At 25.7% G+C, this 16,218-nt stretch carries 13 protein-coding genes and 1 pseudogene; 7 read left to right on the forward strand and 7 right to left on the reverse strand.

The features are described 5' to 3' along the window. Positions 1-101: 101 nt before the first annotated feature. Both KGF46_RS05470 and KGF46_RS05475 read left to right on the forward strand, forming a co-directional pair. Positions 102-5,252 (forward strand): phage tail tape measure protein, encoded by a 5,151-nt coding sequence (locus KGF46_RS05470; RefSeq protein WP_227861880.1) that lies wholly within the window; start codon positions 102-104, stop codon positions 5,250-5,252. Positions 5,253-5,379: 127 nt separating this feature from the next. After that, the gene (locus KGF46_RS05475) at positions 5,380-6,009 is read left to right on the forward strand and encodes a hypothetical protein (protein WP_227861855.1); all 630 of its coding nucleotides are present in this window, start codon (positions 5,380-5,382) and stop codon (positions 6,007-6,009) included. A 130-nt stretch (positions 6,010-6,139) separates the two neighbouring features. Here the strand turns inward: KGF46_RS05475 and KGF46_RS05480 are convergent, their stop codons facing one another. From KGF46_RS05480 to KGF46_RS05495, 5 genes are all read right to left on the reverse strand, one after another. After that, positions 6,140-7,108: a hypothetical protein gene (locus KGF46_RS05480; RefSeq protein WP_227861856.1), complete on the reverse strand. Its 969-nt coding sequence runs from the start codon at positions 7,106-7,108 to the stop codon at positions 6,140-6,142. Between the two features lie 1,736 nt (positions 7,109-8,844). After that, complete coding sequence (locus KGF46_RS19990; RefSeq protein ID WP_021404787.1) at positions 8,845-8,970, reverse strand: hypothetical protein; 126 nt, start codon at positions 8,968-8,970, stop codon at positions 8,845-8,847. 19 nt (positions 8,971-8,989) lie between these two features. Then, positions 8,990-9,772: a type II toxin-antitoxin system HicA family toxin gene (locus KGF46_RS05485; protein WP_021425572.1), complete on the reverse strand. Its 783-nt coding sequence runs from the start codon at positions 9,770-9,772 to the stop codon at positions 8,990-8,992. 144 nt (positions 9,773-9,916) lie between these two features. Further along, the gene (locus tag KGF46_RS05490; RefSeq protein ID WP_021415764.1) at positions 9,917-10,159 is read right to left on the reverse strand and encodes a hypothetical protein; all 243 of its coding nucleotides are present in this window, start codon (positions 10,157-10,159) and stop codon (positions 9,917-9,919) included. Between the two features lie 83 nt (positions 10,160-10,242). Further along, positions 10,243-10,428 carry a hypothetical protein gene (locus KGF46_RS05495; protein WP_074081244.1) on the reverse strand — a complete coding sequence of 62 codons (186 nt, stop codon included), beginning with the start codon at positions 10,426-10,428 and terminating at the stop codon, positions 10,243-10,245. A gap of 175 nt (positions 10,429-10,603) precedes the next feature. Here KGF46_RS05495 and KGF46_RS05500 point away from each other — a divergent pair, with 175 nt between their 5' ends. The 4 genes and pseudogenes from KGF46_RS05500 to KGF46_RS05515 form a co-directional block, all read left to right on the forward strand. Beyond that, complete coding sequence (locus KGF46_RS05500; RefSeq protein WP_227861857.1) at positions 10,604-10,960, forward strand: helix-turn-helix domain-containing protein; 357 nt, start codon at positions 10,604-10,606, stop codon at positions 10,958-10,960. 100 nt (positions 10,961-11,060) lie between these two features. After that, entirely contained in the window at positions 11,061-11,990 is a 930-nt protein-coding gene (locus tag KGF46_RS05505) for an exonuclease domain-containing protein (protein ID WP_227861858.1), read from the forward strand. Between the two features lie 34 nt (positions 11,991-12,024). After that, a complete protein-coding gene (locus KGF46_RS05510) occupies positions 12,025-12,642 on the forward strand; it encodes a hypothetical protein (RefSeq protein WP_227861859.1) in 618 nt (205 codons plus the stop codon). Between the two features lie 227 nt (positions 12,643-12,869). Continuing rightward, positions 12,870-13,169: pseudogene (locus KGF46_RS05515) on the forward strand (ABC transporter ATP-binding protein); the annotation flags it as partial. A gap of 311 nt (positions 13,170-13,480) precedes the next feature. Here the strand turns inward: KGF46_RS05515 and KGF46_RS05520 are convergent. Both KGF46_RS05520 and KGF46_RS05525 read right to left on the reverse strand, forming a co-directional pair. Then, positions 13,481-13,621 carry a hypothetical protein gene (locus KGF46_RS05520; RefSeq protein ID WP_227827921.1) on the reverse strand — a complete coding sequence of 47 codons (141 nt, stop codon included), beginning with the start codon at positions 13,619-13,621 and terminating at the stop codon, positions 13,481-13,483. 327 nt (positions 13,622-13,948) lie between these two features. Next, positions 13,949-15,061 carry a tyrosine-type recombinase/integrase gene (locus KGF46_RS05525; protein ID WP_227827922.1) on the reverse strand — a complete coding sequence of 371 codons (1,113 nt, stop codon included), beginning with the start codon at positions 15,059-15,061 and terminating at the stop codon, positions 13,949-13,951. A 261-nt stretch (positions 15,062-15,322) separates the two neighbouring features. Between KGF46_RS05525 and KGF46_RS05530 the strand changes: the two genes are divergently transcribed. Next, positions 15,323-15,700, forward strand: a complete 378-nt coding sequence (locus KGF46_RS05530; RefSeq protein ID WP_227827923.1) for a BlaI/MecI/CopY family transcriptional regulator — start codon at positions 15,323-15,325, stop codon at positions 15,698-15,700. Positions 15,701-16,218 lie beyond the last annotated feature (518 nt).

Here is a 16,218-nt window from a genome sequence, read left to right on the forward strand (position 1 = left end):
AAGTGTATATGTTGAAATGTCCACGAGTGCATTCTATCCTAACGTAAAAGACGAGGGTAAAGAGATAGTCCGATACTTAGAGGAAACTTTAAGAATATAGGATAAAGAGCCTATATGTAACAAATGCAGAGGCAGGAAATGCTATTATATCAGTATTCTCAAATTTAATAACTGAGGCTGGTCAAGCAGGTAAAGCATTAGAAAAATTAAAAATATCTTTATTTGATAAGAAGACAGGGAAGCAAAGAGATACAATTGAAGTATTAAAGGAAATGGCTCAAAAGCTTGGAGTAGCAGCAGATGGAACTTCTAAATTGACAGAAGCAGAGCAAGCACAATATGCTGCAATGGTTGGAGGTAAGACGCAGTATGACAGTTTAATGAAAATGCTGGCAGGAGTTAGCGATGAGTATGATGATTTAGAAAATAACCTAAGAAATTCAAAAGGTTCATTAATGGAAGTTGCCAAAACAATGAAAGATAATTTAGGTGGAGCAATTACAAATATGAAATCAGCCTTAGAAGGTGCAGGTATACAAGCATTTAAGGCAATGGAGCCTGTTCTTGCGAGTTTAATAGAAAAAATAACACAACTTTCAAATTGGTTTACTAATCTCAGTGAATCTTCTCAACAATCTATTGTGAAGATGGCAGCTATGGCAGCAGCTTTAGCACCAATTCTTATTGCATTTGGACAATTGATTATTGTTGGAGGAAATTTAACGCTTATTATAGGACATATAAAAGCAGCTATGACAGCTACAACAGGAACATCAACAAGTTTATTAACTAAATTAGGAAATCTAACTACTAAATTATTTTCTTTGCAAGGAGCATTTTCTTTACTAGCAGTTGCAGGTATTGGAGTAGCTGTAAAGGCTTTACATGATTACAGTGTCCAAGATGGAAAGTTATATGAGCAGAGGAAAAGAAATATAGAAAGTTTAGAGAGAGAAAAGAAAGCTTATCAAGAAACAAAAGAAAAGATTGGAAATATAGCAAAGGAATATGATACATTAAAAAATAAATCTGAACTTAGTAATGAAGAGGCAGAAAGATTAAAAGTATTAACAAAAGAAATAGCTGAATTAATGCCCGAGTTAGTAAATGGATATGATGATGATGGAAATCCAATTTTAAAAATGAAAGGTTCAGCAGAAGATTTATGTTCAGAGTTAGATAGAGCTATAGAGAAAAAAGAACGTTTAATTAGTTTTGATAAGATAGATAATGCTGAAATAGCAGTAGACAAACAGGGTGGTAAGCGTGATAAAGAAGGAAATAAACTTACAGGAAAAGCTGCTGACTCATACCAAACAGATGTAGATAAAGTTAAAAATATACAAAGAAAATATAATGATGATATGACTAAGCTGGAGGAAGAAGGCCGATTTATAAGAGGTCAGATTCAGGGAGCAGAAGTCAAAGATAGAGAAAAGTATATACAAAAATATAATGAACATTTAAGAAAAAAAGAAAAGTTAACACAAGATGCACAAAAAGAAAGTGAAAGAAGCTTAGAAGAAGCTAAGAAGGTAGCTCAAGAGGTTGAAGAAGGTGTATTTGCTACAGTTAAGTCAAGTAGTACTTTTAAATCCAGTAAAAATAATGATGCTAAAAAACAATTTGATGAATTAAAAGGTTTTTTAGATTTTAGTGGTATAAAGACACAAGAGCAATTATCTAATGCAGAAAGTGCTATGAATAAATTATTTAAATCAGCATCAGATGGAAAAATTAATTTATCAGATATTAAAAAAGAAATAGAAGATGCTAATGATTCACTATCTAAAGATGGAAATCTAAGTTCTTATAATAAAAAAATGCAAGAGTTAAGTAAGACTATTGCTGATAAAACTGGTACAAAATCAAGTGATTGGATATCGTTATTAACAACATTAGATAAAGAATTCTTGAGGACTAGTGATTCAACAGATGTATTTTTAAAAAAATTTAATAGAACTAGACAACAGTTAGAATCTGGTGAAGGTCTAGCAGTTGCAGTACAAAAACAATATGATGAATTAAATTCAGCTATTGAAGGCTTACAAATAACAGGGGTAAGTGATGTTGATATACAAACTGTGATTGATTTTACTAATAATCAAAATATACCAGAAGATATAAGAAATTTTGTTAATGGATTAATAAAAAAAGATTCAGATGGAAATATAACTAATTCAAAAGAGGTTATAAAATTCACAGCAGATTTATTGTTTGAACTACAACAAGAAAATCCTAATTTTGATAATCTTCAAGCTGAAGCAGATAGATTGTTTGGAGAAAATAAGGTAAAGGTAACAGAAGATTTAGAGATTACAGAGGGTGAGATTGATACATCTAATGTAAAAACAAATGATGTAAACGAACAAATAAAAAATAAATTTGCCAAAGATAAAGTGTCAGCTAAAATTAATATTGCTATTGAAAATGGTAGTATTAACTCTGATAAAGTAAAGTTAGTTGGAGAGATATTTGATAAAATACCAACTGAATATAAAACAAAATTTATATTAGAAAATACTGATGCGATTAATAAAGCCGAAACTTATAATGATATAATTAAATACTTAAAAGAAAATCCAAAAATTGCACAAAAGTATGATATTAAAATTGATGGATTAGATAAGGCAAAAGAAGCTAATAAAGAAACTGATAAAGGTAATAAGACAGTTAAAACAGATGTACAGGTTACTAATGCAGAAAAAAGCAAAGAAGAAATAGAAGCTGTTGGAAAAGAAGCTGATAAAGTTAATGAGAAAAAAGCTGAACCAGAAATAACTACAAAAGGGGTAGAAGGTACAGCAGAACAGTTAAATCAATTAGCAGAAAAAGCCCAAAAAGTTGGACAAGGAAAATATGAAATAAATATAGTTGCTAAAACTCAAATCGCAGCTAAAAATATAAGTGGCTTAATTACACGAGTAAATGATTTTATTAAGTTAAAAGTAAAGACACTTGTATTTAGAACAGAGACAGCTCAAGGCTCAAAAAATGTAACAGGTTTAATTAATAAAGTTAAAAGTTATGATAATAAATATGGTGGTAAGACTATCAAAACTAAATTTGATGCACTAACTTCCGTCGCTGCAAAGAATATATCGGGACTTATCAGGAAGATAGAGTCATTTAAAGAAAATTATGCAGGAAAAACATTCACTACTACATTTAGTACTAATAAGGTAACAAATACTACTACTGGTGGAAATAATAATTCAGATAAAGACAATAAGTCAATACAAAGAGCTACACCAGAGCCAATGGCAATAAACAAGATACAGGATGAACCAAACGTTACATCTAGAAATAATAGAGCAACTATGTCAAATAATAGTAGAAAATTGACAATAGATACACCAATCAACTTGAATATAGATGCATCTTTTAAATATGATATAGAAATATTAAAAGAATTAGAAAATCAAATTAATAAAGTAAGTAGTTCATTATCATTATTAAGTAAGAAAATGGAGAATGCATCTGATAATGATAAAATTAAATATCTTCAAGAACAAAACGAACTTTACAAAGAGCAACAAAGACTACTAAAAAGGCAAGAGGGATATTTATCTCAAGAACAAAGTAGACTTAAACAACTTCTTGGAAATAATAAAGAATATACTTTTCACTTTAATGCAGATGGTAATATTACAGACTATGAAGAAAATTTAATAAAGATACAACAAAAGCTAATCGAATTAGATGGTAAATCAGGTGATGATAAGTCAATTGAAAAGAAAAAGAAATCATTAGAAGAGACTAAAAAGATTCTTGAACAATATATTAAGGTTACATTTACAGACCTACCAAAGTGTCAAGAAGAGTGGCAATCAATAGCTAATGAAATTAATAATGCTACTGAGGAAGTAAAGAAACTTAAACAAGAACAAGATAAATTATACAAAGAATCTACATGGGTTTCCATATCCAAAGATGTTGAACAAGTTAAAAATGAATTAGAACTAATTAATGTTAAAATGCAAAATGCATCTGAGGATGAGAAGGAAGAATTATTAAAGAAAAAAATAGAACTTCTTAAAAAATATAAAAAAGAGTTGGCTGAAACTACTGATTACATGAAACAAGTTCAAGGAGAACTAAAAGGTAAATTACAAAAATTTGGATTTGAATTCAGAGATAATGGAGATATTTCAAACTATATTCAACAGTTACAAAAGCTAAAAAAGGAAAATAAAAACTTTGATGAAGCAAAAGAACTTGTTGATGCATATTTAGAATTACTTATTCATAAGATTCCAGATGCTGAAAAAGAAATCGCTAGTATAACTAATTCTATTGTGGATGTAAATAAGGAACAAGAAAAACTAATTGAAGATTCATATAGAAAACAACTGGATACTATAAAAGATATAGAAGGTAAGGTTACTGATGTATATAAGAAGCAATTAGAAGAACATAAAAAAGTAATAGAAGAAGAGTTAAAGGCTAAAACAGATGCATTAGATAAAGAGAAAAAAGCTTATAATGATGCTAGAAAAGAAGCAGATTATAAGAATGATTACCAAGAACAATCTGATAAAGTAAGTGAACTAGAGAAACAAATAGATATAGCTAAAAGAGATACATCTCTAAGTGGGCAAAAGAAACTTCAAGATTTACAAAAACAATTAAAAGAAGAACAGAAAAAACTTCAAGACTTAGTACAAGACCATATAGATGACCAAGTTAATAATATGTTTGATAATGAAAGTGAAAGGCTTGAGAATGAATCAGATAAAACTATAAAAGATTTAGAGGAAAAGTTTTCAGATATTAACATAAAGAAACTAGTCAAGGAAGCTTTAGATTCAGGTATGTTTGAAAATATAGATGGAAGCTTTAGTAAACTAAAAGATACTATGTTAGAGTTTACAGATAAGTATGGAGATGGGTTAAGCATTACAGGTGATTTAATAAAGACTGAGCTTATAAAGAATTTAGATACAGCAGTTGAAAAAATGAAAGATTTAAATAATATTATGGAGACCATAAGTAAAGCTGATTATGGTATGTCATTACAATCTTTGAATGTTGATTATTCATCACAGAGATATAATCCATCCCCTATAACAAGTGTTAGTAATATTAATAATAATAATCAAAGAAGTGAGCAAATAGAAGTTAATTATAATGCTCCATTAGTTGTTGTCCAAGGTAATGTAACTAGAGATGTAATGCCTAATTTAGAAAAGTATAGTAAGGAGATAGAAAAAAAAGTATGTAAGGAAATTGTGAGAAATATTAAGTCATAGTGTAAAATAAAAGGTGGTAGACAGTCTAAATGATTGTTTATCACCTTTTATTTTTTTGCCTAAATTTATGTTGAGATTGGTGATATAATAAAAGAAGTATAGATAAATAAAAAGAGGAGATAATTATATGAGCTTAGTAATGGCATTTGTAACTTCAGATTATATATTAATATCTGGAGATAAAAGAGCAACTTTCTATAAAGATACAGGAGAAAAAGTAATTAAAGAGGATTTTCAAAAAATAAAAAAAAAAAATAGGAATATAATTTTAGGATTTACAGGAGATGTAGAATCTTTTTTGAAGATACAAGATTTCATAGAAATATCAAGTTTTACTAATGACAAATTAATTAATACAGTATCAAAACAAATATTTGAAATATCAAAACAAATATATATAAAAAATAAAAATGACTTTAATATTATGCTAGGGGGAATAAATAATGACAATAGAATGGAAGTAAATTATTTTTCTACTTTAGAAGGTTTTAATTTAAAAACATATATAGCAAATAAAGATGATTGTGTTAAATTTATAGATTTTTGTAGTGATACTTCTAATGGTAAGCCCATGGAGATATTTTTATCGATTTTCAATAAGTCTTTACTTGATACTAAGCAAGCGAAATTAATGCTTTTATATATTACTCAGCAAATAGCTAAAATAGATGATAGCGTGAATAAAAAAGTAGATTTTTTATATTTAGATAAAAATAAATGTGAATATAGCAATAATGAAGAACTTATTAAATCATAAGTTTTTATACGAAGAAAATCAAACTATGTTTAAGAAATCAAGGGCGATATCAATATGTTTTCGCCCTTATGAAAATACTCTATGTAAGTTTGTATATAAAGCTTAAGAATTGGTTTATTCTCTAATAAATTTAAATTTTGTCTGAATTTTTTTGTAGTTTATTTCTAATTGCATCTTGGCATTCTACAAAATATTGTCCATACTCATTTTCAAATAGTAATCTCTGATTTATAGGGTAATTTATATAAAGAAAATCATCAAGCCATAAAACTTTTTCTTTACCTTTTCTTTTTACAGTTCCAGGGTATTTTTTTCCTAAAAAAACATCATTAAAGTCAGCCTCAGAAAGTTCATAAACATTGGGTCTCATATAAAGCATAAAATCCTGCATTAATTTATATATATCAAATATTTTATTTCTACCACCATGATCAGGATTACTACATATATATAGATAATTAGAATACTCATATTTGAACTTATTTATTTTTAAGATTACCCCCAATTTAGCAGAATCATTATCCTTTGATAAAGCAATTATTATACTTTTTGGATTTTTATTTTTTATATTCTTAAAGGTATTAATGTTTATATCTGTTATATTAAAACTACTATATAGTAATTGTCCATTTCCATTCTTTAGCCAAGTTTTATTTATTCCTAATTTTTCAGCTATATTATCTATAAATTTATATGTAGGTTCTTCATAATTATTATAATAGCATTTTAATTGATTAACTGACTCGAAACCAAGAAATTCACCCAATAATTCAAGGTTAACATTTTCATGTAAATTTTCTTGGTTTAATAAAGATATTACATAATCTAATCGTTTTGCAAACTCTGTCTTATAAACTATATTTTTACTTAAAAATTCACTTAATTCTTTATTGTTTGAAATAGCATTATTAAGTTTTTCTAGATTATTTTTGTCATTATATGATAATAAGTTAATTCTATTTGCAATTTCATCATAGATAGTATCATCAAGTAGTTGAACATTTAAGTTATTTTTTATTATTTGACCAGTTATAATGGCTCCCTTTTTAATTAAATCATAGATAACTCCAGAAATTATAGTATTAATAAAAAAATCCATGCTTTATCCTCCTATTATAATTATATATAATCAAATAATAATACATAATTAAACAAAAGTCATCTTATTAATAAATAAATCAAGATATAATAGCAAATAAATAGTAGTATTATTTTAATTCTATTTAATTAAAGTATTAGTATCTTATCTTGAATTTTAATCTTACATACACCTGTATAACATGTTTGAATTATATTATAATGTATAATTATTTGTGATTGTTTTAAGAATAATTGTCATAGCTTCTTGAAATACTTTTTTGATTTAGTAACAAAATTAAATAATAGCTCACCATAAATTTGTGGTCAGTAAAAGTACGATTTTCATATTTTTAAATTAATTACAATAGAATTATTTGCCATAGGTATCCGTGTGAAGGATGACTGAAAATTCAGCTTTGAGTTAGATAATATTTTAATACATACTCTATTTAGAAACTCGCATTTCACGAGTTGCAATATTTAACACTCTAAATAATAGTTATAATACTTAGATACCTGTCCTTGAAACGGACACGTTGAATATGTTTAGACCACTTGTGGGAGAAAAGTATAATTATCACGTGTGGCTAACACGCACATGTTAGATATAAGTTATTTAAACTATAATATGAGAGTATACCTATTGAAGGTAGGTTGTTGTGTAATATATGTACAACTCTAAAATGCATATTATGCAATACTACAAATAACAATATTCTCAACAAGTTGGGGAAGTAATAAACGAATTTTTACGTTGGTTAAGGTGTACCCATTTTGGATACACCATCTACAATTCAGTTATGCAAGATATGCTTATCCCAAATAGTTTGGATTTAGAAGTTGGTTATAACGATATCCAAAATATTTGGAAAACGATAGTATGTAAATGAATAGGTTTTACATTTTAAAAGGTAAAATTAAAATAGTTGTCGTTCAGAACGACAACAAATTCAGACAACGAAAAACGTCGGTCAAGTAATACTTATGCTCGGTACGCTTTTCATACAAAAATATAGATTATATTCAAAAGTGACCATTTGTCCCCATTGGAAATTATCCACTAATGGAGAATAGAGTTAACTTTTCTAATGTAAAAAAATCACCTATAAATTGCTTTTTCACCTATAAAATGCCTCCTTTTTGTCATTTCACTGTCCAAAATTATTCCATTTGACTATATATCAAAATGACTTTTTTGGGACAGCATGAATTGACATATTTGCCTGTTTTTTCAGACTTAAATGCCATTTTTTATGTAGTTTTAGGTATTAAATTGTTTCAATTAATACAAAAATTAACACAATTCTATTTCTATATTAATTATTTAATTTAAATTAAAAATAATAATGTTGCTTATCAGATAAGCACTAATTAAATTAATCTTAAAATAAAATTCATACTGACTTATTAAGATTGTTGTAAGTGATATTAAAATTAGTATAGTCAAAAGACCTGCAATTATATGATAACCTAAAAAAGAGAGTAGTTTTATTACCTTCTTTTAAAAAGAGAGACAGAGAGAAGGACAAAATGTCCGTCCCTCCCTCACTTTTGAAAGGATTCGTAATACCTTATTAAACTTTAATCAACTGTAACCAACTTGATTACATCTGGAAATTTATCGTTCATAAAATATATTATCAAGTTTTAATAAAATTTCACTCATTGGTATATGATTTAGCAAAAGAATATATTATTGCAACACCTTTTTGAGTTTTTATATTTTTTATTATTTCTATCAATTCATCTTTTAAATTATTTTTCATGGTGTTTTTCTCCTTCAATTTCATAGATAACCTCAGCAATATTTACTATTGCTTTGTAAGCTTCCATGTTAAATTTTCTTATATGTATTAACATTTCAATTAATCTATCTTCCATAATTAGCACCTACCTAATCTTATAATTTATTTTGTTGTTGAGCATCTTTCTGTATTTTTCTGCTTAGCCCTTTACCAAGAGTATGTTGTGGTACAGATAGAGAATTACCATTATTATTTTTGAATATTCTATGGTCACCAGTTTGTCTAACATATTTAAAACCTAATTTTTCAAGCTTTCTATTTAATTCTTTATAATTATATATATTTTCTATTTTATAGTTATTCTTAATTTCTTGAATTTTGTCTAATGGATTTATTTTTTGCTCATATTTAAAAATAAAAGATGATAAATTAATGACTTCATCCTCAATATAAAAAAGATATGGCTCCATAATTTCAAACATTGCTAGATTTATCAATTTAGGCAACTCATTAAATGCTTTTTTCATCTTGAAAAATGTTTGTAGTCCTACTTTATTATTAAATATTTTACATGAAGCAGATAGAAGCATCATCTCATCCATTACTGGTGTTACTAATTCTATACAGTCATTTAGAATAATGTGAAACTCTTTACTATCTATAAATCCTAGAGTAAAGTGATAAGCAATATAATCAATTAATTCAGATAATAGTGTTTCAACTTTATTCCTTTTAGTATCAATTTCATCTTTATTATATTTACACCTTAGCATTTCCTTTATTTCATTTGAATCTTTTATTACTTTATTGTATGAAGTAGTTCCCAACTCCTCAAAGTATGCAGTGATTTGTGGAATTATACTATCTATCAATATATTGTCTAGCTTGTTATTTAAATCTTTAAACTCCCTCATTACCATTTGTTGCATAGGATTCATTTTAAACCTCCTAACTAGTAAATCCTTTTAATTTACCATCACGAATAATAAAAGATAGTCCTATAGTATGCCATCTATAAGCATCATAAAGGCTTATATTGTTTATATCTTTAATAAAACATATCATTAAATTACCTCCTTAAATTACTTACTTTTTTGATTGAATAGATTTGAAAAATTAATATTAAAATAAGCTATTTCATTATCTAAGATTGTTCCTTTTCTAATTCTATTGTCTAGTAGTAGAGCAAAATTATAATATTTTTTATTTCTTAAAGTACTTAATATTTCTTGTTTAAATCCTAGTTTTCCCTTTGAAGATATTACATTAAAGCTTTTATATGTTCCATCTTTATACATCAAGTCTATACTATATATTTTTTTCATATATTCACCTCACATAATTTAATTTTGTTAGAGTGGTTTATGAGAATAGCCTCTAACTTATGTAATTTATTGAGAAAAGTTGTTTAGTTATCTTGTTGAACGTATTCATTAAAGACATCTAATAGGTGTTTTTCATCTAGTTGTATGTATTTGTTTCCTAAAATACTATTAGATAACTCACATATAAGCTTTTGTTTTGAATGGTCTATGTTTCTAAAAGAATTTATCATTTCTATTAAATCTTTATCTTGTTTACTTAAGTTTGTCATTTATAAAACCTCCTTTTTGTTACCTAAGGAAATGATAAAATACCTAAGGTATATATTTATATATTAAAATGTTTTATTTCCTATGTCAATATAAAAATGCCTAAAATAATTTTATAGAGATAAAATATTGACTAAGGCAATTGATAATTATATAATTTATATAGGAGGTGATAATTTGAAAGAAAATATAAAAATATTAAGAGAACATTTAGGTCTTTCACAAAAAGCTTTTGCAGATAGATTAATGTTAACTCCACCAACTATTTCTCGAATTGAAAAAGGAGACAGAAAAATAAATGATAGGCTCATTGTTCAAATTTGTAATGAGTTTAATGTTAATGAGGAATGGTTACGAAGTGGTAAAGGTGAAATGCTTAAAGGGTCAGATGATTTTGAATTAGCAAGTATGATGGGTAAGATGTTTTCAGGTGATGACAATTTCCTAAAAAATGTATTTTTAACTTTTGCAAGATTAAATGATAGTGAAAGAGAAGTTGTAAAGAAAATAATAAAAGAGCTTAATAAAGAGTAGTCCTCCTAGAGGGCTATTTTACGTTGATAGAATTGTGTAAACTTTAGCATGGAAAAATATGTTATAATTTATTTAAATATATTATTTTAGGGGGAATATTATGACTAACAAAGCTAATTTTGTCGCAATTGATTTTGAGACAGCTAATTCAGAGAGATCAAGTGCATGTTCTATTGGATATGCAATAGTAGAAAATGGCGAAATAGTTAAAACAGGAGAGCATTTAATTAAACCAGAGCCTTTTTATTTTGATGGATATAATACATATCTACATGGAATAGATGAAGAAATGGTTTCAAACAAACCTAATATAGTAGAAACTTGGAATGAACTTTATCCATATTTTAAAGAAAAAATAATTGTAGCTCATAATGCTTCATTTGATATGAGTGTTTTAAGATGTGGGTTTGATGCATTTAATGTTGATTATCCTAATTTAAACTATATATGTACATATAAATTGTCAGAAAAAACTTGGATAAATGAACTAAATTATAAATTAGATACATTAGCAGAAAAATTTAACATTGAGTTTAGACATCATAATGCTGAAGAAGATGCTATTGTATCAGCTAAAATTTTATTAAACATCTTAAATACCCATGATGTAACAGATATAGAAGGTTTACTTGAAAAATTAAAATTGAAAACTGGGAAATTGCTTTCAAATACATATAATCCATTTAGTACTAGAAAAAGAATATATAAAAATATTGCCAAAGAACTTGTAGCAACAACAGATGAATTTAATGAAGATAATGAATTCTTTGAGAAAAAGGTGATTTTTACAGGAACATTACAGAGTATGACTAGAAAAGAAGCTAGTCAAATGGTGTTAGATGTAGGTGGTATTTTAGGTAATGGAGTAACAAAAGATACTGATTTTCTTATATTAGGGGAACAAGATTATCGTGTATTGAAAGATGGAAAAATGAGTTCTAAAATGAAAAAAGCATATAAATACCATGAAGAAGGAACTGGAATACAAATAATTTCTGAGGATGACTTCTTAAAGATGATAGGGGAATAGTTTTTTAAGTTTTTTATAAATGAGGGAGAATAGTATGGAATTTAAAAGTGCAATAACTTTGTTTTTTATCATAATAATTACAGGTGTAGGATTTATTATACATGATGAAAGTGAAAAAAAGAAAGAGGAATTAGCAATACAAAAACAGGAACAACTTGAAAAAGAATATAATTCTTCACAGCAACAAGAAGAACATTTGAATCAAGAAGAAAATCTAAACACATATGATTCTGATAATAATGAAGAAAAATCTTCAAATAGTTTAAAGTATGTGAGTAATCCAATAAATGTTTTTATTGATTATAATGTAGAAAATAAAGATATGAAGCCTAATATTAAAATCAAAACAAATTTACCAAATGATACAGTCTTAATAGTAAGTCTTTTTAAAGATGAAGGAAGTCGAGAAAAAAATTATAATGCACAATCAGAGGTAACTATAAAAGATGGATATGCAGAAACAGGAGAATTTTCTAGGCTTGATGAGCCATTAGTAAATGGAAAGTATGAAATTTCTATAAGTATGTCATGGCCTAAATTTCAATCTGATTCAGTTAGAAAAATTATTGGAGAAAATGGAGAAAATCTAAAAGGTGATTTAGTTGAGGATGCTAAAAGCGTATATTTCTCTGACAGTTTTTATTTAGATTAATTTACATTAAAATGTTAATTTTAATTAGTATAAATATACCTTACATATATAATCTAATCATTACAAATACTTGTTTACATAGATGCTAATTTATATATATTAATAAATATAATGAGTAAAAAATTTTCTACATAATGAAATAGTTGTTATTTTTATTATTGATTTTTCTGTTAATATATAGTAAGATATGAGTAATTAGAATGCTTTTAAACGGAAATTCTAAAATATCAAAAGTTAGATGTATGCTTAGTAAGCTAATGCTTTCAAATGCAAATGTACTTGTGTTAGATGACCCTACTAACCACTTAGACCTAGAGAGTATAACTTCTGTCAATAAAGGACTTGAAAAATTCCCAGGAGTGCTTTTATTTACTTCTCATGACCATGAGTTTATATCTACTATAGCAAATAGAATTATAGAGATAACTCCAAATGGACTAATGGACAGAAAGATGGATTTCGATGAGTATTTAGAAAGTAAAGAGATACAAGAACAATTAGCTAAAATGTATGGGAGAGATAAATAATTATTAGTTTAAATATAATTTTTACTAATTATAATTATTAGAATAAAAACCTTTTAATGTTTGAGAATACGCTATATAAGTGTGTAAGTTTTTAATCAAATATTAGGAGGTTTTTTATTTAGTATATATACTTTAGTAAATAGAATTATAGAGATAACACAAATGGAATCATGGATAGAAATATATATGGATTTTTTAGATTATAAAAAAGTATATGTCTCCAAATCTAAGTTAATTGTTTACATTGGGTCAAATTACAATAATGTTTGGAGACATAATAAGCAAAAATTATATAGTATAATTTCATAAGTCTATAGAGATTCTCTTTTATGATAATATATTTTTTGTAAAGTTATAGGAGTTACTGGTTCATCATAAAAATCTTCAGCTTTACCAGTAACAATACCACCTAAACTACAAATGATTTTAACTGTTGTGTCACGTGCTTCCATAAAAATTTCATCAATATCTTAAGAAATAGGGATTATATCTTTTGGAATCTTTTGTTCTACCGAAAAAACATCTAATTCTAGCTTATTAATACCTAACATATCATCTGTTGTAGCTTTTCTGAATATAATTTTTTTCATAACAATCCTCCTAATTTACGAAGTAGAAGCTGTGTTTATAATACTAAAACTATTTTGTAATAAATATATTTTAACTATTCTATTATAAAATTAAATTTGAATATTAATTTAGCTTTAATTTTATTAGTAGTAAAAATTAATTTTATAGATGATAAAGGCTAGAGTAATTATAATTAAAAAAATGTAATATTAATTGGCATTAAATAAATTTTCAGAAATTTTGTCAGATGCTTCTTTATCCATTTCTTTTAGAACATGGGAATAAACATTTAAGGTTGTATTTATATTTGAATGACCAACTCTTTCTGAGATAACTTTTATAGGTACCTTAGAATTTATAAGTAAAGTAACATGTGAATGTCTTAAATCATGAAATCTAATGTGGGGCAAGTCATTCTTTTCTAAAAATCTTTTGAATTTTTTACTCATAACATCTTCAGCAATAGGTTCACATTTTTTATTGAAAAATAACAAGTCACGACTATTTCTAATAGAAGACTTTAATAAATTTTTATTTTGTTTTATCTTATATTCTTTTAGTAAAAAGATTAATTCCTTTGGAGCAGATATTTTTCTAATAGAGCTTTCCGTTTTGGGTTCTTTAAGAATTACAGAGCCATTAATTCGAGCTGTTATCTTATTTACAGTTATTGTATTTTCTTCAAAATCAATATTATCCCAAGTTAAACCTAAAACTTCTGAAATTCTAAGACCTAAACCAACTGCTAAATTAATAGGTAATTCCATATATGTATTTTTTGATAAGTTCAACAATTTTATCATTTGCTCTTTGTCATAAATTTCATTTTTAAATTTTTTATATCTTGGAGTTTCTATATTATCCATAATATTTTCTTTTACTAATTTGAGTCTGTATGCTCTTTTTATTGCAAGTTTCAATATATTTATATGAATCTTAATTGATTGAGGATTCAATTTATGAGATAGTTTATCAATGTAGTTCTGTATATGAATTGGATGTAAATCCTGTATTTTATATTTACCAATAGAGGGATTAATATAATTCTTACAAATACTAACATAATTATTGTATGTAGCTAATGATATATTTTCACTGTACTTTTTTAAAAAATCTAATAGAAATTCTGAGACAGTGATTTCGTTTGGAATTAAAAAGCCATCTTTATATAGACTTTCCTTTACTTCATTTAACCTTTTGCTCGCATCTCTTTTTTTATCAAAAATACCCATGTTCTTTTGTTTTCTCTTTCCAGTATCTTCATCTGTAAATTCGAGATAAACTACATAATTCTTGTTTCGTTTTCTAATAAATGCATTCATATATAACCCACCAATCAAAATTTTATACATTTATTATAACATATGGATAAACTCAAAAATAGTTTTTGAAATAAATTTATAGTTATTTCAAAGATTGATATTTATTGATTATAAAATGGGTATATTATCTTAAATATTAGAATTTTAACTTAATAATCTGTTATACTTAATATATATAAAAATAAAATTTATTTTTTACTTTGGGATTTTATATGTTTGGGTAGTACTGAAAATATAAGTTTGAGAGGAGTGTAAAATCATATGACTATTACTAAGATACCACCAGCAGAATTAAAGGTCATGAAATTTATTTGGGGGTCAGATTTTACAGTAACATCAAAAGATGTCATTGAAGCTATGGAAAAACTATATGATTGGAAGCAAACTACAACACTAACACTTTTATCAAGATTAGTAAATAAGCAATTCTTAGATGCGAAAAAGATAGATAGACATACACATTATACAGTTATTATTAGAGAAGATGAATATTTACATTTTGAAACAAAAACTTTTCTAGATAATATGCATGGAAGTTCTATTGAAAGCTTTATGAAGGCATTGTTCAAAAAGGGGGTAAATGAGGAAGAATTAAATTCTGTTGAAAAATGGGTAAAAGATATTAAAAAAGATGAATAGTTTGTTGAGATTAACAACAAGAATAACTTTAAATATATATTTTTTGTATTAATTGTACGTTTAAATGTATGAACATTTAGGCACTTAATAGTATATAAAAACTAAAACTTTTTAGTTATTTTTAAAATAAATTTAATTATCATAAAATAAATAGTTTTTACAATAATTATTCAAATGAATTAAAAGTAGAGTAAACTGTAAAATACATAGATTTCTTTATTAAGTATTCTTAGTTTTCTAACACATTTTAATACTCTAAGTCTAATATAAAATTAAATTTATTAAGATTTGATTTTATATTAGACTTAGAGTTAATCAGAATTTAACTAAATATTGGTTATTAAATAGAAAAATAAAATTTTTTTATTATTTATACAAATGAATTGTTTTTTAGGTATATTAAAAGTTGTAATTTTATTTTTATATTGATTGTTTTAGGTATATTAAATGACGATGTATTAGATTATATTCTTGTTTAAATAAGTATTTATAAATATGAAATAAATATTATTAAAATA

The organism is Clostridioides sp. ZZV14-6153, assembly GCF_020657855.1.
Classification (GTDB): Bacteria; Bacillota; Clostridia; order Peptostreptococcales; family Peptostreptococcaceae; genus Clostridioides.